This window comes from Geminicoccus sp. (genome assembly GCF_036263595.1).
Lineage (GTDB): Bacteria > Pseudomonadota > Alphaproteobacteria > Geminicoccales > Geminicoccaceae > Geminicoccus.
This window is the reverse complement of record NZ_DATAGQ010000132.1, coordinates 40,028-58,865: the sequence shown is the minus strand read 5'-3', so window position 1 is coordinate 58,865 and position 18,838 is coordinate 40,028. Positions and strand designations below refer to the sequence as shown.

Annotated in this window: 15 protein-coding genes; 2 read left to right on the top strand and 13 right to left on the bottom strand. The window is 64.4% G+C overall.

Translation table 11 applies throughout. The features are described from left to right. Positions 1-136: 136 nt before the first annotated feature. On the bottom strand, positions 137-1,192 hold the full coding sequence (locus VHL31_RS12790) for an aldo/keto reductase (RefSeq protein WP_329661604.1): 1,056 nt from the start codon (positions 1,190-1,192) through the stop codon (positions 137-139). Positions 1,193-1,208: 16 nt separating this feature from the next. Continuing rightward, positions 1,209-2,063: a sugar phosphate isomerase/epimerase family protein gene (locus tag VHL31_RS12785; RefSeq protein ID WP_329661603.1), complete on the bottom strand. Its 855-nt coding sequence runs from the start codon at positions 2,061-2,063 to the stop codon at positions 1,209-1,211. A 115-nt stretch (positions 2,064-2,178) separates the two neighbouring features. Here VHL31_RS12785 and VHL31_RS12780 point away from each other — a divergent pair, with 115 nt between their 5' ends. Then, positions 2,179-2,874 (top strand): TetR/AcrR family transcriptional regulator, encoded by a 696-nt coding sequence (locus VHL31_RS12780; protein WP_329661602.1) that lies wholly within the window; start codon positions 2,179-2,181, stop codon positions 2,872-2,874. A gap of 9 nt (positions 2,875-2,883) precedes the next feature. Here VHL31_RS12780 and VHL31_RS12775 read toward each other — a convergent pair whose 3' ends face one another. The 8 genes from VHL31_RS12775 to VHL31_RS12740 form a co-directional block, all read right to left on the bottom strand. Continuing rightward, a complete protein-coding gene (locus VHL31_RS12775; protein WP_329661601.1) occupies positions 2,884-3,774 on the bottom strand; it encodes a cation diffusion facilitator family transporter in 891 nt (296 codons plus the stop codon). Positions 3,775-3,943: 169 nt separating this feature from the next. Then, a complete protein-coding gene (locus tag VHL31_RS12770; protein WP_329661600.1) occupies positions 3,944-4,891 on the bottom strand; it encodes a hypothetical protein in 948 nt (315 codons plus the stop codon). Further along, a complete protein-coding gene (locus VHL31_RS12765; protein WP_329661599.1) occupies positions 4,888-6,228 on the bottom strand; it encodes a CHAP domain-containing protein in 1,341 nt (446 codons plus the stop codon). Before VHL31_RS12765 ends, VHL31_RS12770 begins: the two co-directional genes overlap by 4 nt. Before the next feature lie 11 nt (positions 6,229-6,239). Beyond that, positions 6,240-7,496: a peptidoglycan-binding domain-containing protein gene (locus tag VHL31_RS12760; protein WP_329661598.1), complete on the bottom strand. Its 1,257-nt coding sequence runs from the start codon at positions 7,494-7,496 to the stop codon at positions 6,240-6,242. A gap of 147 nt (positions 7,497-7,643) precedes the next feature. Further along, complete coding sequence (locus tag VHL31_RS12755) at positions 7,644-8,594, bottom strand: ABC transporter permease (RefSeq protein ID WP_329661597.1); 951 nt, start codon at positions 8,592-8,594, stop codon at positions 7,644-7,646. Between the two features lie 13 nt (positions 8,595-8,607). Further along, complete coding sequence (locus VHL31_RS12750) at positions 8,608-10,131, bottom strand: sugar ABC transporter ATP-binding protein (protein WP_329661596.1); 1,524 nt, start codon at positions 10,129-10,131, stop codon at positions 8,608-8,610. Beyond that, positions 10,128-11,111 carry an ABC transporter permease gene (locus VHL31_RS12745; protein ID WP_329661595.1) on the bottom strand — a complete coding sequence of 328 codons (984 nt, stop codon included), beginning with the start codon at positions 11,109-11,111 and terminating at the stop codon, positions 10,128-10,130. Before VHL31_RS12745 ends, VHL31_RS12750 begins: the two co-directional genes overlap by 4 nt. A gap of 72 nt (positions 11,112-11,183) precedes the next feature. Continuing rightward, positions 11,184-12,281 carry a sugar ABC transporter substrate-binding protein gene (locus tag VHL31_RS12740; protein ID WP_329661594.1) on the bottom strand — a complete coding sequence of 366 codons (1,098 nt, stop codon included), beginning with the start codon at positions 12,279-12,281 and terminating at the stop codon, positions 11,184-11,186. Between the two features lie 203 nt (positions 12,282-12,484). On the opposite strand from VHL31_RS12740, the gene VHL31_RS12735 reads away from it, so the two are divergent. Continuing rightward, the gene (locus VHL31_RS12735; RefSeq protein ID WP_329661593.1) at positions 12,485-13,387 is read left to right on the top strand and encodes a CAP domain-containing protein; all 903 of its coding nucleotides are present in this window, start codon (positions 12,485-12,487) and stop codon (positions 13,385-13,387) included. A 21-nt stretch (positions 13,388-13,408) separates the two neighbouring features. Here VHL31_RS12735 and cysG read toward each other — a convergent pair whose 3' ends face one another. The 3 genes from cysG to VHL31_RS12725 form a co-directional block, all read right to left on the bottom strand. After that, on the bottom strand, positions 13,409-14,881 hold the full coding sequence (gene cysG / locus VHL31_RS12730) for a siroheme synthase CysG (RefSeq protein WP_329661592.1): 1,473 nt from the start codon (positions 14,879-14,881) through the stop codon (positions 13,409-13,411). Continuing rightward, positions 14,853-15,212, bottom strand: a complete 360-nt coding sequence (locus tag VHL31_RS26955; protein WP_414653719.1) for a (2Fe-2S)-binding protein — start codon at positions 15,210-15,212, stop codon at positions 14,853-14,855. Before VHL31_RS26955 ends, cysG begins: the two co-directional genes overlap by 29 nt. A 603-nt stretch (positions 15,213-15,815) precedes the next feature. Then, a complete protein-coding gene (locus VHL31_RS12725) occupies positions 15,816-18,644 on the bottom strand; it encodes a DUF4114 domain-containing protein (protein WP_329661591.1) in 2,829 nt (942 codons plus the stop codon). Positions 18,645-18,838: the final 194 nt, after the last annotated feature.

Sequence of the window (18,838 nt, the reverse complement as noted above, 5' to 3'; positions counted from 1 at the left end):
ACGAGCTGACGACCAAGGCAGCAAATCCTGGCAGTAAGATGTTCATGTGGCAGGCGCCTCAATTCATGACACGCCTGCCGCACTCATGCCAAGAGGATATGCACCCAGTCGTCTGACAACTACCCGATAGGCGGCCCTATCGCTTGATGTGCGGCCCGAGCAACGTGAGGTCTGCAGCGGAGAGCCGGTCCGCGGCGGTACTCGCCTGGTGCCAGTAGGGATAGAGCAAGGCCGGCGCGCTCACCTCGTCGAGACGGGTCCGCTCCTCGGCAGCCAGCACGAGATCGGCCGCCTGCAGATTGTCCTCCAGCTGCTGCTCGTTCCGTGCGCCGATGATCAGCGACGCCACACCTGGACGGCCCAAGAGCCAGGCGAGCGCGACCTGGGCACCGGATACCCCATGCGCCTCGCCGATCTCGACTAGGACCTCGACGATGTCGTAGAGCTTCTCCTGGTCGCGAACCGGAGGCTCGCCCCAGTTTGCAACATGACGCGTGCTGTCTGGCGTCGCATGACCCCGCCGGTACTTGCCGGATAGCAGGCCACCGGCGATCGGGCTCCAGACAAGGATCCCGACACCCTGGTCGATCGAGATCGGCACGAGCTCGTACTCGGCCTCGCGGGCCTGCAGCGTATAATGGATCTGCTGGCTGACCGGTCGGACGTACCGGTGGAGTTCCGTTACCCCCAGCGCCTTCATCAGGTGCCAACCGGCATAGTTGGACACGCCGACATAGCGGACCTTGCCGGCACGGACGAGGCTGTCGAGCGCCTCGAAGGTCTCCTCCAGCGGTGTCTGCCCGTCCCATTCGTGAAGCTGGTAGAGATCCAGATAGTCGGTGCCGAGGCGCTTCAGGCTGGCTTCGCACGCGGCGATCAGGTGATGGCGGGACAGGCCGGCGTCGTTCGGGCCGGTGCCCATCTTGAAGCGTGCCTTGGTCGTCACGAGGGCCTTGTCGCGCCTCCCAGCGAGTGCCTGGCCCAGGATCTCCTCCGACAGGCCGGCTGAGTAGACGTCGGCCGTGTCGAAGAGATTGATGCCGGCATCGATGCAGCGGTCGATCAGCCTTCGTGCGCCGGCGACGTCGGTCGAGCCGGTCTTGGCGAACGCACCTTTGCCGCCGAACGTCATCGTGCCGAGCGTCAGGACGGACACGCGCAGGCCGGACCGGCCGAGCTGACGGTATTCCATGATCGTTTCCTCGTGATCAGAAGGTGCTAACGGGCTCAGCGGGCAAGGCGAGGTCGGCGAACCGTGCGCAGAGCACGTCCAGCGTCTCGTCCATCGGCCGATGGTCCCAATCCAGGCCGGAGAAGATCTCGACCTCGATCATGCCGCGCCAGCCAGCTTCCAGCATGTCACGGTGCATGCGCTTCAGGTCGATGACGCCGTCGCCGATCATGCCGCGGTCCTGCAGCAGATCGCGGGTGACGGCCCGCCAGTCGCAGATCTGCCAGCCGAGCAACCTGTCCTGGCCGGCCCTTGCCAGTCCCGCCGCAAACTCCGGATCCCACCACAGGTGATAAGCGTCGATCATCACGCCGAGGTCCGGGCCGATCCGGTCGCAGATGTCGAGTGCCTGGGCGAGGGTCGAAATGCACGAGCGGTCGGCGGCGTACATCGGGTGCAGCGGCTCGACCGACAGGCGCACTTGGTGCGCCCGGGCATGCGGCACGAGCGCCGCCAGCTGCTCGGCCACCTGGTCCCGTGCCTGCGCCAGATCCCGAACACCTTCCGGCAGCCCACCGACCACCATGCACAGCGTCGGCGCGCCCATGGCCGCTGCTTCGTCGATTGCCCGGCGGTTGTCCTCCAGGATCGCGCGTCGCTGGTGATCGGAGGCGAAGGTCAGATAGGAGCCACGGCAGAGGCTGGTCACCTGCAGCCCGGCATCGGCAATGATCCGCCGGGCTTCCTTGACGGGCGTATCTTGGAATTCTCGCCGCCAGGGCGCGATACCTTGAACAGAGCGGCGTGCCAGCGCTTCGACCACGACAGGCAGAGGCTGCTTGAAGCCGAGGGTCGCCGTGTTCACCGAAAGGGGCGCCAACCGTCGGTGCATGGATGCCCCTTTCCTCTGGACCGTTTGGCCAAAGTAACGAACCGGTTCGTTCGCACAAGACCGATCCATCCGAAATTGCTAAGGTTGCCCCGTTCATTATCGAGGAACCAGGCCCATGACCCGTGCCACCGGGCCGGAGCCGAGCGCTGCCATCATGGCCAAGCCAGAACCGAAAACCGCGGTACGGACTCTGCGTGCCCGCGATCCCAAGGTGACCAGTGCGCGCATCCTGGCCGCCGCCAAAAGTGAGTTCGCCCGCAAGGGACTGGCAGGCGCCCGAGTCGACACGATTGCGCAACGCGCCAAGATCAACAAGCGGATGATCTACCACTACTTCAAGAGTAAGGAGGATCTCTATCTCGCCGTCCTTGAGGAGGCCTATGGCGATCTGCGGCGTGCCGAGCGCGAACTGGATTTCGAGGGGCGGGAGCCGGAGGACGCGATCGCTGCCCTGGTGGGGTTCACCTGGAACTACTATCGGGCCAACCCGGAACTGCTTCGCCTGATCGTCACGGAGAACATCCATCAGGCGAAGTATCTCAAGCGGAGCAAGCGGATCCGGGAGATGCACTCGCCGTTCGTGGCGCTGATCGGCGAGCTCCTGGACCGGGGCGTACGCAAAGGCGTGTTCCGCGAGGGGATCGACCCGAACCAGCTTTACATCTCGATCGCCGCGCTTGGATTCTATTACCTGAACAACCGCTGGACCCTGTCGGTCATCTACGGAACCGATCTCGGCTCCGAGACGGAGATGGAGAAGCGGCGCGTGGTCATGGTCGAGACCATCCTCAGCTACCTCCGGAAGACCTGATCCGCTGGACTAGATGACGGGTACGCCGCCCGGGTGCTTCGCCTTTTCCTCCGGCTCGACGTGGATCGTGACGACCGTGTCCTCGATGCCGTTGCGCAATGCTTCTTCCAGCCGGTCGCACAAGGCATGTGACTCCGATACCGTCATCGATCCAGGCACCACCAGATGGAAGTCGATGAAGGTCATCCTACCCGCATGCCGCGTTCGCAGGTCATGGGCTTCCAAAGCACCCTCGGCGTGCAGAGAGATCACCTCCCGGACACGGGCGACCGTGTCCTCGGGTGCCGTTTCATCCATCAGGCCACCGATGGATTCGCGCATGAGCTTCCAGCCGGACCAAAGGACGTTGACCGCGACCAGGGCGGCCAGGATCGGGTCGATCTGCAGCCAGCCCGTCAGCGGCACCAGCATCACGCCGACGATGACGGTGGCGGAAGAGATGACATCGGTCCGCAGGTGCCGGGCATCGGCGACCAGCGCCGGCGAGCGCCAGCGGCGTCCATAGCGGAACAGAACAAAGCACCAGGCGCCGTTGATCAGGCTGGCGACACCATTGATGACGAGGCCGGCGAATGGCGCTTCGAGCGGTCGAGGCGCGATGAACGCTCCATAGGCTTCCCGCAGGATCGAGACGGCGGCCAAGACGATCAGCGCACCCTCAAGGACGGCCGAAATGTACTCGGCCTTATGGTGCCCATAAGGATGATTGGCGTCGGGCGGGATCGAACTCAGCCGTATCGCGTAGAACGCCGCGACCGCCGTGGCGACGTTGATGATGCTCTCCAGAGCATCCGAGTAGAGCGCGATGCTGCCGGTGATATGATAAGCGAAGTACTTCAGACCAAGCACGATCGCGCCGACGACGATGCTGCCGAGCGCGAGCTTGAGGGTCCTGTCCATCCGATGGCAGCCTGACGGATCGCGAGGTGAGGGTCAGCCAGACCAGTCTGGCCGAAGAGGTCCGGGGGGCATAGCCAGACTGCATGGGCTGCGGCAACGGCAAGTTTCTTAGTTTTGGCTTTACTCGACCAAAGGCGAAAGGTGCGTCGGAGAGCGGATTCTGACGGCGCTACTGCACTGGCAACTCGATGCCGGTCCTGGTGGAGGTGCCGCCGGCAGCATTGGCCACCGAGAGGTCGATCAGGACGAGCTTGCCGGCGGCTGCCATGGGGACCTCAATGGTCTGGTCGATCAGGCCACTGTCGGACGTGGTACCGGACAGGTCGACGAGTTGTGCGTCCAAGGAAGCCTCGTTGCTTCGCAGGTTCAGCTCATAAGTGAATGGGGCAGGTCCTCCGGCCGCGACGGCAGTGAACTGCACGCTGCCGCCCGCCTGTGCAGGCAGCGGGCCGATCAAGGGTGTCCCGATCTGCGGATCTGTGGGGGCTTCCCGCGTCCCCTGCGAGCCGAAATAGAATCCGACGACCGTTCCCAGGATCGCGATCAGGGCAGTCAGGATCTCCTTGCTGTGGTCGAAGCGCTGGTCGAGCTTGGTGACATCGGCCAGGAACAGGGCGCAGATCATCAGGACCGCGATGCCGATCGTGCCGACGGTGAACAGGAAGGTGATCAGGCCGCGCGCTACCCCGACGTCCGCCAGCGCGGCAAGACGACCATCCTGGTCGAGGAACAAGTAGATGCCGAGAAGGAGGAGCAGGCCGATCGAGGTGATGACGACGCCACTCATCGAGATGTTGCTCTGCAGCCAGGACACGAAGCTGGCAGGCGCCGGGCTGGTGTCTAACGACATCGATGCGGCTGGACCCGGGACTACTGCCGGAGCAGGGCTGCCTTCACGGGCGTAACGTACGGTGCTGGCATCGAAGATCCGCAAGATCTCGTCGGCCGATCCAACCTGGATGCTCTGCTCCACGAGCCTCCTGCAGGCCGGCAGGTCCGGCGCCTGCCCCAACGTGCCCGCCGCTGCCGAGAGAATTCTCTTCAGTTCTTTTGCGCTATCGCCCTCGTTCGGATCGAGATGCTCGTTCAGCCAGCTGATAAAGTTCGCGGTGCTCACGCTTGTCCTCCACCAGCCGGAATGACCGGGTCCTTCCAGTCCAGCCACCGGAAGTCGCGTACCGCGCTGATCGTGAAGAGCCGCTCACACACCGCCTCGCGATCGGCTTGATCCCTCTGATTTCCTGCCAGAAGGGTCACGTCTCCTCCCTTGACGCCGGTCAGGAACCCGACATGCCCGCTCGATCCCGTGACGAGTGGGTGGGTCACGACCACTGCGCCGATGGCCGGGCGGCCGACTGCGAACCCCCAGTTCATCCAGTCGGCGGCGCGTGCCGATTGGAGATTGCCCGCGGCTACTCGTGGATCGCCACAATTTGCCATGCACCAGCTCACGAACGCCGCGCACCAAGGCGTGTCATCCCTGGCTGGACCGAAAATCGTCGCCCTGAAGTACTTCTCGATCTCCGGGTTGCTGGCGCCGGGCGCCTTGTCCTCCACGACGCCCTGGGCCAGCTGGCCACGCGCGGCTGCAAGCCAGGGAGGTTCCTCGCCGGGATCGCCGGGCAGCTTCTCCGGGGGCGGACCGAACTCCGCTGCCCGCAGTGCTGCCTCTTCGGTGCCCTTCTCGAAGCGGCGCATGACCGTCTGCAGGAGCTCGGCCGTCGTGCTGATCCGGCCACCCGGCATGAGCAGCGAGGCGTTCGCGTGGAGGATACGCTCGACAAATGCTTCGCCCTTTGCGGTACCACGGTAGAAGGCGCGAAGCGCCCGATCGACCGGCTGGGCTGCATGGGCGCGGAGGACAGCAGTCGCCGCTGCCAAACCGAAGAAATGTGCGAGATAGAGTTCTGCTCCCGTCGGCACCCGCCCAAGCAGCCCGGCAAGCTTGCGCTGCGCATCGGCCGTCGAGGCCGCCGCCAGAATTGCTTGGGCTCCGGGTTCGCGAATATCCTTCGCGCCGACCCCGGTCGATGCTCCGTGTCTGTCGACAAGATCGGCCCACGTGGCTGGCATGAATTGGAAGGGGCCAATGGCGGACGAGCTCTTCGACGCGACGTTACGGACGCCGCTCTCAACTACCGCAAGAGCATAGAGATACTGATTGTTGGTGCCGAACGCCCGGGCAGACAAGGTGAGCTGGTCGAAGAAGGCCTTCCGGTCGATCGACTCCGGTGGCAGCGCATCAGCGGCCTCAACGAGCAGTTCCTGTCGGATGAAGCCCTCGCGGGCGACGCTGCCGGTCGTGATCACCCGCATGTGCCACCAGCCGGGCACCGTTGCCTCGGCCAGCTTTTCCAGCAGATCGGTCATGACCACGCTGCCAGCTGTGTTCATCGAATCGTCACGCGGCTGGTCGCGCAGTTTCACGATCGCCCGGTTCACCTGGTACGGCATGTGGTGCCTCCTCAGATCGCGATCTTGTCGCTCAACGCCGGGGTGACTTCGTCGCCGGCCGGGAGGCCGAAGCGGCGGTTGAGGCTGGCGATGGCGGCACGGGTCTCGGCGTCGAACTGGCCGCTCTGACGGACGGTCCGATCGTCGAGGAGACGATCGAGCTCAACTTGCAGGGCACGAACGGACGGTCCGGTGCCGAATTGAAAGCGCTCCCAGGCATTCTTGTATCCCCGCTCGCCAGCGCATGGTCCCGCTGCGAGCAGGTCCGTGGCCTCCTTCAGCGTCAGCGGTGCATTCAGCTGCGGATCATCACCCTGCATTCCGAGATGCCGGCGGTAGAGCACGATGCCGCTGCGCGTATCCATCCCGAAGTCGCCGTCGGCCGGCACGCACAGGGCCGATTGGATGGTCTCTCCCTGGGGCCGGGAGAGCAGGCGTTCCAGATCGGAGCGGGCGCCATTGATCCGCTGCGGCCCTTGGGGCACAGGGGTTACCGGGATCGGCTGGTCGACCTGCAGCCTTTCGAGCACCAGGCTGGGCTTGGCGCCCGAGACTCCGACACGGCCGTCCTCGGTCGAACCGATCTCGACGCGCTCAACCGTCTCCGAGATCAACCCCTTCAGCGCAACCGGGGTGCAGAGCGTGACATAGCCGCCGAGCATGTCGGCAGCCTGGCCCGGCGACGAGATCTGCTCGATCGGTGGCTGCCGGTGCTGGCGGTAGGCTGAGGCGGCCTTCGCATGGAGATTGTACAACCGCGTGGGATCCACGGAGAACAGGGCCGCTTGCGAACCCGTGTCCATCAGGGCCTGAGTCACACCGAACAAGCTCGACACAATGGCGATGCCGCCTTGTGCAGCATCCAGCGCTGCCATCAATGTCGTGGTAGCGCTTCCGATGATTCCTGTTCCGTCGCGAATGCTCCTACGGTAGTCGGCAAAGTCGTCGAGGCGCCTGAAGTAGTTGGCGCAGACCGCGTCGATGTCCGACATGCCACGCGCCGTAATGCTGGGCCAGTTCAAGTCCGAGGGCAGGACTGGCCAGAGTTGCCCTGTCTGATCTGCAGGCTGCTTTCCGACTGGAAGGCCAGCCAGGGTCATGAAGTACAAGTTCTGGCGACTGATCCGCTCGATGGCTCCTGTCGGGTCCATATGCACGGGCACGCCGTAAAGAGCGACGTCCCTCGCATCGGCATAATCTTGCGAGATCCTGTCGACACCACAACCGGCCAAGGCCAGGAAGCAGATCAGGCCGAGAACTACACGCACCACATGCTTCTCCCTGCCGAACTCGACCGTGCGATGAGACGGTCGAGCTGAGGACAATGGAGAGTACTATCTCTATAGTAACGATGCGCTTTGGACGATCAACCGTCAAATTGATAAAGGTGAACCGATCTGCTACCCGGAGTGGATCTACTTGACGATTGGGATCTTCGCCCGATCGATGGTGATCCAGACCGCGGCGATCAGGACCACGCCCAGCACGATCTGCTGCGCGAACACGTCGACGCCCAGAAAGGTCATGCCTACGCGGACCACGGAAACGATGAGCGCTCCGATCAGGGTCCGCCAGACGCTCCCGACCCCTCCCGTGAGTGCTGTGCCGCCAACCACCACTGCCGCCACTGCAGGCAAAAGGAACTCGTTGGCGAGGGTGGCGGAGCCGGCCACAAGCCTGCCCCCGAGTACCAGACCCGAGAAGGCGGCGAACGTCGCCGACAGGATGCAGGCCAGTAGCTTCACCTTGCCGACAGGTACGCCGGACGCGATCGCGGCTGGTTCGCCGGCACCGACTGCCAGGCTCCAGCGCCCGAACAGCGTGTAGCGCTCGAGAAACAGGCAGATCGCCAGGACGATTCCACCCAACCAGATCTCGGCTGGGATGCCCAGCATGCGTCCGGTGATCCAGCCGAGATAGTCAGCCCTGAGATCTTCGCTGATCGGGATGGAGCGGGTTCCCGAGAAGGCGAGGGCGAGGGCGGTGGCGATGCCGCCAACCGCCAGGGAGCTGATGAAGGACGGCACTTTCAACTGCGTGAAGGCCAGCCCATTGATCAGGCCGAGGCACGCTCCGACCGCGATGGCAGCCGGGAATGCGGCAAAGCCCATGCTCGGCAGGAGGATCGCCATCACGACGCTGGTCATGCTGGCGACCGACTGCACCGACAGGTCGATGCCGCCGAGCAGGATCACGAAGGTGATCCCTGCCGCCATGATGAAGAGGGTCGACGTGTCGGCAGCGAGCACCAGCAGCGTCTCGGGCGTCAGGAAGCCCTTGCTGCCGATCCCGACGATCAGGATGACCAGGATCAATGTCAGGATCGGCGCGACGTCACGCAGCCTGGCGACGGTGGCGGGGTTCATCGTCGGTCCTCCGTCAGACCATGTGCCGGATCAGGTCGAGCTGGTCAGGCTTGCTGCCGGGCGTCGCGTCGAACCGCTCAGTGATCCGGCGGTCCTTCATGACGATGATCCGATGCGACAGGCCGATCGTCTCCTCCAGCGTATCGGAGGTCAGGAGGACCGCAACGCCTTCGCCAGTGATCTTACGCACGAGTTCGTAGACTTCCTCCTTTGCGCCCACGTCGAGGCCGCGGGTAGGGTGGTCGAGCACGATGATCTTGGCCCCCGCGTTGATCCACTTCGCCAGCACGACCTTCTGCTGGTTGCCGCCGGACAGGTTCATGGCGAGCGTCCGGATCGTGGGCGTCTTGATCGCTAGGCGCTTCACCCAGCTCTCCGCCGTCGCGCGCTCCTTGGCGTGGTCGATCAATCCCGCACGGGTGACAGCTTTCAGGTTGCCGAGCGTGATGTTGGCGACGACCGGCAGGAAACCGACGATGCCTTCCACCCGGCGCTCACGGGGAACATAGCCGATGCCGATCGAGACCGCTTCCCCGGGCGAGCCAAGCCGTGCCGCCTTGCCGAACACGGTAATCTCGCCCTTGCTCGTGGGCTCCAGCCCACCAAGCGTCCGTGCCAGTTCCTCGCGACCAGATCCGATCACGCCCGCGATGCCCAGCACCTCGCCCGCATGAAGCTGGAAACTGACATCCTCGTAGGCGCCGTCCACGCCCAGGCCCTTGACCTCCATGACCACCTCCGGCCGGTAGGCGACTTGGCGGTTCTCCTTGTAGTACTCGGCGTTGCGCGAACGGCCGACCATGAGCGCATGCAGCTTCTCGGTGTCGGCATCGGCCGCCGGCATCTCCGCCACGACCGCACCGTCCTTCATGACGTATACGCGGTCGGACAGGTCCAGGATCTCGTCGAGGCGGTGGCTCACGAACACGAAGGAGGCACGGTCGCGCAGGGCGCGCACCCGGGCGAACAGGACGTCGATCTCGGCCTGCTCCAGCACCGAGGTCGGCTCGTCGAGCATGATCACGAGGTGACCCTCGATCTCGTCCTCGAGGGTCAGCACCTTGGCGAGTTCCACCATCTGGCGCTGCGCAAAGGTGAGGCGCTCGGTCGGTGTATAAGGGTCGACGTCGATCTGGACCTTTGCGAGCTGCTTTCTAGCCGCGTCCGCCATGGCCTTGCGGTCGATCAGGCCGCCCTTGAGAAACGGCTTCTCCTTGCCGAGCCAGATGTTCTCCGCGACGGACAGGTTGGTCAGGAGCGATTGTTCCTGATGAACCATGCCGATGCCGGCAGCACCGGCATCGGTCGGGTTGCGCAGGACCACGTGCTTGCCGTCATGGCGGATCTCGCCCCCGTCCGGCTGGTAGACGCCGGACAGGATCTTCATGAGTGTCGACTTGCCGGCGCCGTTCTCGCCGATCAACCCCACTACCTCGCCGGGACGGACCTCCAGACTGACGGCCTTCAGCGCATGGACGCCGGGAAAGCGCTTGTCGACGCCGACCAGCTCCAGCGCCACGTTCGTCGGGTTGCTCATTTCACGATCCGTGCGCGGCTGCGGTCGATCGCCATGGTGACGGCAGCGATGATCAGGATGCCCTGGACACCTGTCTGGACATAGGGAGGCACACCCATCTGTACCATGCCGTTGTTCAGGCCGATCACGATCAGGACGCCGATGACCGTGTTCTGGACACCGCCAAGGCCACCCATCAGCGAAGTGCCGCCGACCACCACGGCCGTGATCGTGGTGAACAGCCGGCCCTGGCCCATCAGCGCGTGTCCTTGGCCCAGCTGGGCTGCTGCCAGGACGCCGCCCAGGCCGTAGAACATGCCCGCGAGCGTGAAGGCCAGGATGCGGACGCGCCCGACCGGTACCGAGGTCAGCCGCAGGATGTCCTCGCCGCCGCCGACCGCATAGATCCAGCGCCCGAGCCGTGTCCGGGTCTGAATGATGTAGGCGACGAGCGTCGCGAGAGCGGCGATCCAGATCCCGAGCGGAAGGCCCAGGAACCTGGCCAGTGCCAGCTCGCGGAACGCGGTGTCGAGGATCCGCACGCGCTCGCCGGCCAGCATCACCGTGGCGATCCCGATAGCGATGAAGCTCATCCCCAGCGTCACCATGAAGGAGGGAATCTGCAGCCGGACGTGGACAAAGCCGTTCACGAAGCCGAAGGCGGCACCCATCGCAAGGACGATCGGGATCGCTAGAAAGCTGAAATTGTTGGTGTTCGAGTCATTCGCGACGAGCAGCGCCGCGACCACCGCACCCATGGCCACGACGCCCTCGACCGACAGGTCGATTGACCCCATCAGGATAATGAACGTCGCGCCGAGCGCCAGGCAGAGGGGGATCGCCGACGCGTTCATGATGCGGACGAGATTGTCGATCGACAGGAACGACGGCGCTACCGCCCCGATCACTGCGAACACGACCACCAGCACGATGGCAGGTACGAACTGCCGGACCCGGGTGAGCAACGGGACAGGGGCAGGGGTGACGGCGGAAGCAGCCATCGCGCGTTTTGCCTGTAGCTAGATGAAAACGAAGAAGGCGGACGGAGGGAGCCAGTCCCTCCGCCCGAGGCCTCAGCTCTCGCGGATCTGACCGGAGACCCGACCCCACAGGTCGTTCCAGTCGATCGTCGGCGTGCTGTCGACATAGGTCTTGATGTACTCGTCGACGTTCTTGTAGGTCACCGGCACGCCCGTTCCGTAGAACTCGCGGTGCAGGTGCGGCTCCTTCGCGATATCGATCTTCTTGGTATGGGCGTGGTAGGCAATCGAGAGCCCCATGCCGCCGACCCAGATCGGATCCCAGTCGACCGTGCCGACCATCTCGCCGGACTTCACCGCGTCGACCGCCTGCTTGATGCCGTCGATGCCGGTCACGGGGATCGAGCCTGCCATGCCCTCAGCCCGGAGCGCCTCGATCGCTCCCAGCGCCATGCTGTCATTGGCTGCCCAGATCCCCTTGATCTCCGAGCCGAACCGGGTGAGCCAGGCCTGGGTGATCTCGAACGACTTGGTCTCGAGCCAGTCCGCCACCTGGAAGTCCAGGAGCTGCACGTTCGGGTTGGCCGCCAGTGCCTGGTCCAGGCCCTGCTTGCGCTCGATGGCCGGCGTGTTGTTGAAGATGCCGCCGAGTGCCACGATGCCGCCGGAGCCGCCCATCTTCTCGATCAGCGTGTCGGCCATCAGCTTGCCGTACGGGGCGCCGTCGAAGCTGATATGGGCGACGTAGCTGGGGTCGAAGTCCCAGGGATGAAGATCCGCCGGCTTGTTCCAGATGGTGACGACGGAAGCGCCGGCCTTGGCACAGGCCTCGACGATGATCCGGGTGTCCGGCGAATCGTTCGGGTCGATGCACAGCGCCAAGTTGCCGCCGGACTTGGCGAGGAGTGCGCGGACGTCCGCGATGCCCTTCTCGCTGTTGCCCTCGGTTACGAGCACTTCATAGGGAGCGCCCACCGACTGTGCGAACATCTCGCCGCCCTTGGCGAACGAGGCATGGTAGGGATTGGTCAGGGAGCGCAGCGAGTTGGCGAGCTGCGGCTGGTTTTGCGCGAAGGCGCGCTTGCCGCCGAGGCCGGTCAGGCTCGCAGCACCCAGGCCCGCAAGCGATGTGAGCAGGAGTTTGCGCCGCTCCATCTTGGCGCGTTCGAGAATCGTGCCCAGCGAGTCCATCCGATTTGCCTCCCTGATATCTTGTCGCGCAGCTGCGTGCGGTAAAGCTACATAACCGGTTGGTTACTTGCGGCGCAAGGCAGAACCGCCGTTTGCCGCCGCCGTTCATCGTCCCAGACAACAGGACGATGGTCATGATGGTGGTGAGGTTCTTGCGGGCGAGCAGTCTACAGCATGCTGCCCGGTGTGCAGCAGTGGTGTGCATGTTGGTGGTGGGCGGCGTCCATTTGGGTCAGGCGGAGGATCTTCCGAGTCTGCGCGAACAGGCGCTGGCTGCAGTCAACGCAGACCGCAAGACCCACGGCCTGGGCTCTCTGTCGCTCTCGGCCAACCTGAACGAAGCCGCCCAGCATCACGCCGATGATATGCTGGAGCGAAATTATTTCGAGCATGCCTCACCCGAGGGAGAGATGGTGGACGATCGCTACGCTGCCGCGGGCGGGCCAGCATGGCATCTCGTCGCAGAGAACCTGGCCCAGTGCTCGGGCTGCGCCGGCCCCGTCGACCAGTCGCGTATCCAGGAGTTGGAGACCGGCTGGATGAACAGCCCGGGCCACCGGGCGAACATCCTGAGACAGGGCCTGAACCAGTTCGGCTTCGGCCTCGCGACGAAGGACGACAAGCTCTACGCGGTGCAGACATTCGCTGGGCCGGGACGCCCGATCGGGCTCCAGCCGAACGAGCAGCCGGAAGCTGTCACGCCAGACGAAGCCGACCACTTGGCGCTCGAGCGGATTAACGCGGTCCGGAGCGGCCAAGGCGTTCCGCCACTGCAGGCCAGCGACGCCCTCACGCAGGTAGCCCTGAGTCTCCTTCCTGACGATCCCAGCGGGGACTTCACCTTCGTTCCCGACGACATGGCAAAGGCCCTGCCGGCCGACCAGCAGGAAGCCTGGGCAGCGTTCAGCGCGTCCACGGCAGGATGCGGGGGCTGCGGCGCGGTGCCCATGGACGTCGACATCCGCTACTTCACGAACCAGTGGCTGGAGAACCCGGAGAACGGCGGCGCGCTCCTCAGTCCTTCCATGACGCATCTTGGCTTCGCCATGGCTGCCAACGGCGACGGGCGGAAGCTTGCGATGGCGGTGCTGGGCCAGGAACGGTAGCGGATCGTGACCGTTGCGGCGTCACGCAGTGCGCAACGCTACCTGGCCATTGCCCTCGGTGGCATCGGTCACCCTGGCACCCAGCGCTGCGCCGATGCCGATGATCACCGGATCGGTATCGCCGACGGCTTCCACGGTGGCAGCGAGTGTGCCGAGCGTGCAGTGCCATAGGCGCTGGTTCGGCCGGCTGAGAGCGGCAGCCACGGCAACATGGGTCCCCGCACTCATGCCGTGTGCCAGCAGTTCGCTCACGACCTGCGCGGCAGTGCGGCCGGCCATGTAGAAGATCGTGGTGACGGAGGGATCGGCCAGCGTCTGCCAGTCCATGTCGTCGGGCAGCCCGCCCTTGCGGGAATGGCCGGTGACGAAGCGGACGGACCGGGCATGGTCCCGGTGGGTGAGCGAGACGCCGAGTGCCGAGGCAAGGGCGATGCCGGACGTGATGCCGGGAACAACCTCGAACGGAATGCCTGCCCGGTCGAGCTGTGCGATCTCCTCGCCTGCCCGGCCGAAGATCATCGGATCGCCTGATTTGAGCCGCACCACATGCTTGCCGGCATGTGCCAGCTTGAGCATCAGCGCGTTGATCTCCTCCTGCCTGCAGCTGGGCCGGCCGCCGCGCTTGCCGACCATGATGCGCTTGGCCTCCCGACGCGCCAGTTCCAGGACCTCGTCGGAGACGAGGTCGTCGAACAGGATCACGTCAGCTGATTGAAGGGCACGGACTGCCTTGAGCGTCAGGAGTTCAGCATCGCCCGGACCGGCGCCAACCAGCGTCACCCGTCCAATCCGCGGCTGGTCCGCGGCAGCGATCCTGTCGATGTCGCGCCCGAGGCTTGCCTCGTCCGCCTGCGTCGGTGTCGGCCCAAACGCACGGTCGACAAAGCCCTCCCAGAAGCTGCGGCGTTGCATGCCTGGTCGCAGACGCTCGTTCAGCCGGGCGCGGATCCGCTGCGCCAGCCCGGCCCATGCCTGCAGGGACGGCGGCAGCAGCGTCTCGATGCGCCGGCGGATCGCCTGGCCCAGGATCGGTGCGGCACCCCCGGTGGAGATGCCGACCACGACAGGCGAGCGGTTGACGATCGAGCCGAACATGAAGTCGCAGAACTCGGGCTTGTCGATCACGTTGACCGGCACGCCGGCGGCATGAGCGGTCCGGTGGATCGCCTGCGCCTCTTCCGCGGTCTCGACATCGGCCACGACCATGGCGGCATCGGCAAGGCAGGCATTGTCCCAGGGACCATCGCGATGCAGGAGCCTGCCTAGCGTGTCGGTGCTGGCGAGGATCCGCCGAAACTCGTCGCTCAGTTTCTTCGCATGGACTTCGACGACAGCACCGGCCGCCGCGAGCAGTTCTGCCTTCCATGCGGCGGCATCGCCGCCGCCCACGACCACGGCACGCTTGCCCTGAAGCTGCAGGAAGACCGGCAGGACGGAGAGAGGCGCCATGCGCGCCGGGGCATGATCACTCGGCCGCCTGGAGACGATATGCATCGATGATCCCCTTGATCTCGGCACGGCACGAGCCGCAGTTGGTCCCGGCCTGGAGCGCCATGCCTACCGCCGCGACGGTGTGGCAGCCGGCAAGCACAGCCTCGGCGATCTGGCTGGCGCCCACGCCAAAGCATGAGCAGACGGTGGCTCCGCGGTCAGCAACCCCTCGGTCAGGACGACCGATCGCACCGCCAGCTGCTCCACGACCACGACCACCCAAGGATGCTGCTAGCTGGTGCGCCGCCCAGCTTCGTACAATGGCTGCCGACTCAACCGCTGCTGACCTACGTCGGCATCCTGACAGGCGAGGATGTCGAAGTATCCAGTACATCCCGACATCTGCTCGGCAAGATCGAGCGCTGCCACCGCGCTCACAGGCCAATTCTGCCCGTCGCCTTCCATTGCAAGTAGCCGATGTCCGGTACTCGGCTTCAATTGTGGACGGCCGGTCGCGCAGGACCGTGAAGCCGTGTGGGGTGGCAACATTGTGTTCGGCCACCAAGCGACGTTCTTGGCTGCCGGTTGACCAGATATGGGATCGGCCACGTCATGCACCAGCGTCCGACGGGAACTTGGCTGCGAGCTGGTCGGACCGATGGATCGGCACGAGGATCGAGCCGTGTGCCTGCCGAGGTGGGATGGCCGGCACCGGTCCCTTTGCGCGAGCTCTTGTAGCTCTCGATCATGCCATGGTGTGAGGTGGCGGTCCTGGCCCCGCGCTCGACGATTTTGCAGGCGGCGTGAGCGACAACGGCCGGATCACCTTTCATGCCCACCATTGATGCAGTCGTTGGATACGGCCGCTATTCCGCCGAGCGCTCTCTCGCCTCCCAAGGCCGAACGGCATGCCATTCGGCCTTGGGGCGGTCGCATTTCGTGGTGGGCATTTAAGGCGCCAAGTGCCTCCTGGTTCGGAAGCCGAGGCGCCCATGCGCTACGCGACCAAGCCCGAACCCGAAGCGTTCACGAAGTCCAGCTGGACGACGAGGTCGTTGAAGTCGAAGTCCCCGCCGCCCTTAAGGTCCTCCCAGCCCCAGCTGTTCAGGCCGTAGTTCCAAAGATGGGTTACCGGCTGGCCGTCGACCTTCTCGTTCGCCTCGGCAAAAGCAAAGAAGTCGTTCGCGCCGCTCGAAAGCCACATCGCAACAAGGTCACCCGAATCCACGTCAAGGATGCTCGTCTCCAGGTACTCGCCATAGCCCGGCCCCTCGATCCAGCTATCGCCGGCCTCGCTCCGGTAAGCCGTCGTGAGCGCGGCGTCGGCATAGGCCTCATCGCCTGGGCGGATGCCATCCACGGTGCCAGTCAGGTCATCCACTTCGTAGAACAGGATTCGCAGATCCTTTTCCCCGTTCTGGCGCATGCGGACAATGGCATCCTGATCGTCGGCCCCGTCTGCAGTCTCCGCGACGGCGACTGCCTGCGAAACGTGGAGTGCCTGGTCCAGGTCTTGCGTGACGTAGTCGAGAAAGCCGAACTCCTCCGTCAGGTCGGCCCGGAATGTCCCAGTCGCGTCGTCGCCGATCTCGACCGATAGTTCCTCTCCTTTGCCGACGGTCAGCTGATAGGGGCGTGACTGGGCATAGTCGTCAAACAGCCTGACCAGCTCCGGATCGAAGTCGGCCTGCAACGCTTGCTGGGCAAACTGATCGGTCCAGCCATAGGCGGATCCACCCTCGCCGACCCAGGTAAGCGAGTTGCCCGACCTATCGATCTGGATCTCGACGTCGCCTTTCAGCATCGGCTGCAACAGGAGGCTCTGCGTGGCGGCGGAACTGCCCTTGTCGCTGACGAGGCCGGGGTCGTCAGAATGGAGCTGGCTCTGCGCGATGGTGGTGAGCGTCCGCGTCAGCAACTCGCCGTTGGGCGAGCCCAGGCCGGTGGTCAGGTCGTAGCCCTTTCCCGCCTCGTAGCCAAACCCGGTCGGGGTGATCGGCGCCGTTGAGCCGTCATCCTGCATTGCCTCGACTTCGCCGCCATGGATGAACGACGAAACGTTGTTGCCGAGGGCGATATCGTTGAACGAGCCAGGTGCGACCGCCGCTGCGATGTAGAGCAGGTCGTTCATGTAGCCAACGGCCGGCAGACCCTGATCAGCGAAGACGGCGTTGATCTGCGCCGTCAGTGCCGCCCAGAGTGGCGTTGCGGCGCTCGTTCCGCCGGACACGCCATCAAGTTCCATTGCCGACGTGGGAACGATGTAGAACAGGTTGCCACCGGCAAGTGCCGCCACGTCGGGCACGCCTCGGCCGGTTTCCGCAAGCGGATCGGCCGTCGTGGGCTCCAGGCCGAATGCCGTCTGGTACCAGGGCGTTGGCTGCGTCGTGTCCACGCCTCCGGACGTGGTCTGGTTCGACAGGTAGCTGCCGTTGAGCACGTTTGCGTTCAGCGTGTACTGGTTCCAGACCGTCTCGATTGAGATGGAGGACTCCGGTGCATTTCCCGGCAGGCTGTCCAATCCGCCCGCTACGAGCACCTGCAGCACCGCAGGATCGAGGGCCTCGGCCTTGGCTACGATGGCCGTCAGCGTTGCATCGGCGGCTGCCACATCGGGCATGCTGATCGACGTGCCGCCGACGGAAATCCCGTAGGGACTGGACGTGGCAGCATCAACGTTGGTCAGTCCGTTCGCGACCTCGTTGCTCGAGCCACCGTCGCCCACCGCCGAGAAGATGGACTGGTTGCGCAGGGCAGCGTCAACGAACAGTTCCCGATAGGCTGCGAGGAAGGGCGAGTCAGGCGAAGGCGCTGTTGGGTCGCTGAAGGAGGATGAGATGATCTTCGGGTCGAACTCCTGGTCCCAGATAGCCGTCTGGTAGGAGGTGAAGACGGTGCCGTCGTCACCTGAGCCGACATAGAGCCCGATCGTGCTGTTCGGTGCTGCGCCAGCAAGGACGCCCACATCCAGGGAGCGCTCACCACCATACAGCTCATTGTACTCCTGGTTCTCCCTGTTATCGACATAGTAGGTGCCGGGCGTGTCGATGCCGATGTCTGCGCGGTAGGCGTCCAGGCGCTCCTGGAAGCTTTCGGTCGCATCGTCGGGCAGGGCATCGCCAATTACGTTCTCGATCAGCCCGATCGTTCCGGTCTCCACAGCCTCGGCAACCGAGGGAAAATCGTACAACGCTGCGATCTGGACCGGCGTCGCCTCGTGCGAGAAGTCGTCATTGGCGCCGTTGCCGATGCTCTGCTCACCTTGAGGAAGGGTCACCTCACGGTCGGACAGAGGGGCTACGGCCGGTCCCACCGGCAGGTCCGGCCAGAGCGCGGCGAGCTTGCCCTCCAGAAGGGATGGCATGCCCAGTGCCCCTTCCCAGAAGGCCAGCCCAGCTTCTTCGCTGATGAGGAGTTGCGTGCCGAACATGGCCTCGAACTGGTCCGCCGTCACGTTCACCCATACCGTGCGGGATTCGGCAGAGGAGACGTAGCCATCATCCGGACCAAGTACGGTGATGCCTTCTGCCTCGAGCGATTGTACGACTTCGTTGAAGACGGCCGGATCCGTGCCATAGGTCGACCAGAGCTTGTCCTCTGCTTCGAGCTCGGCGATGGCGGTCTGCCGCTCACCCCAGCTCTTCGCCAGGAGTTCCGTCGGATCCTGCGCGCGATCCAGTACCAGGGCCACAGCCAGTGGGCCGTCCTCGGCATTCGCCGGTCGCACGGAGGCAGGATCGAGATCGTAGGCCTCGACCACCGTCTTTGCATCGGTGAGACGATGGGATGTCAGGTCCAGGAAGGTAGAGTTCTGGATCGTCGGCACGTCGGTGGTCCTCTAGATCGATGCTCGTCGCTTCATTTGCTTGAATCCGTTGAAGATCAGGCTTCCAGCAATTTGCAAATGATTTAGATATACTTCGCGAAATCAATAAAAAATTCGGAAATGGTAGCTTAGAAGTTGACTTGACGCATCGAAATATTCACCACTGCTGATGGTGTGTTGGCAGCGCATGTCCA

Coding starts and splice junctions, on each gene's coding strand:
- VHL31_RS12790 (WP_329661604.1), bottom strand. CDS start 1,192: ATGGAATACCGTCAGCTCGGCCGGTCCGGCCTGCGCGTGTCCGTCCTG.
- VHL31_RS12785 (WP_329661603.1), bottom strand. CDS start 2,063: ATGCACCGACGGTTGGCGCCCCTTTCGGTGAACACGGCGACCCTCGGC.
- VHL31_RS12780 (WP_329661602.1), top strand. CDS start 2,179: ATGACCCGTGCCACCGGGCCGGAGCCGAGCGCTGCCATCATGGCCAAG.
- VHL31_RS12775 (WP_329661601.1), bottom strand. CDS start 3,774: ATGGACAGGACCCTCAAGCTCGCGCTCGGCAGCATCGTCGTCGGCGCG.
- VHL31_RS12765 (WP_329661599.1), bottom strand. CDS start 6,228: ATGCCGTACCAGGTGAACCGGGCGATCGTGAAACTGCGCGACCAGCCG.
- VHL31_RS12755 (WP_329661597.1), bottom strand. CDS start 8,594: ATGAACCCCGCCACCGTCGCCAGGCTGCGTGACGTCGCGCCGATCCTG.
- VHL31_RS12750 (WP_329661596.1), bottom strand. CDS start 10,131: ATGAGCAACCCGACGAACGTGGCGCTGGAGCTGGTCGGCGTCGACAAG.
- VHL31_RS12745 (WP_329661595.1), bottom strand. CDS start 11,111: ATGGCTGCTTCCGCCGTCACCCCTGCCCCTGTCCCGTTGCTCACCCGG.
- VHL31_RS12740 (WP_329661594.1), bottom strand. CDS start 12,281: ATGGACTCGCTGGGCACGATTCTCGAACGCGCCAAGATGGAGCGGCGC.
- VHL31_RS12735 (WP_329661593.1), top strand. CDS start 12,485: ATGTTGGTGGTGGGCGGCGTCCATTTGGGTCAGGCGGAGGATCTTCCG.
- cysG (WP_329661592.1), bottom strand. CDS start 14,881: ATGCATATCGTCTCCAGGCGGCCGAGTGATCATGCCCCGGCGCGCATG.
- VHL31_RS26955 (WP_414653719.1), bottom strand. CDS start 15,212: ATGTACTGGATACTTCGACATCCTCGCCTGTCAGGATGCCGACGTAGG.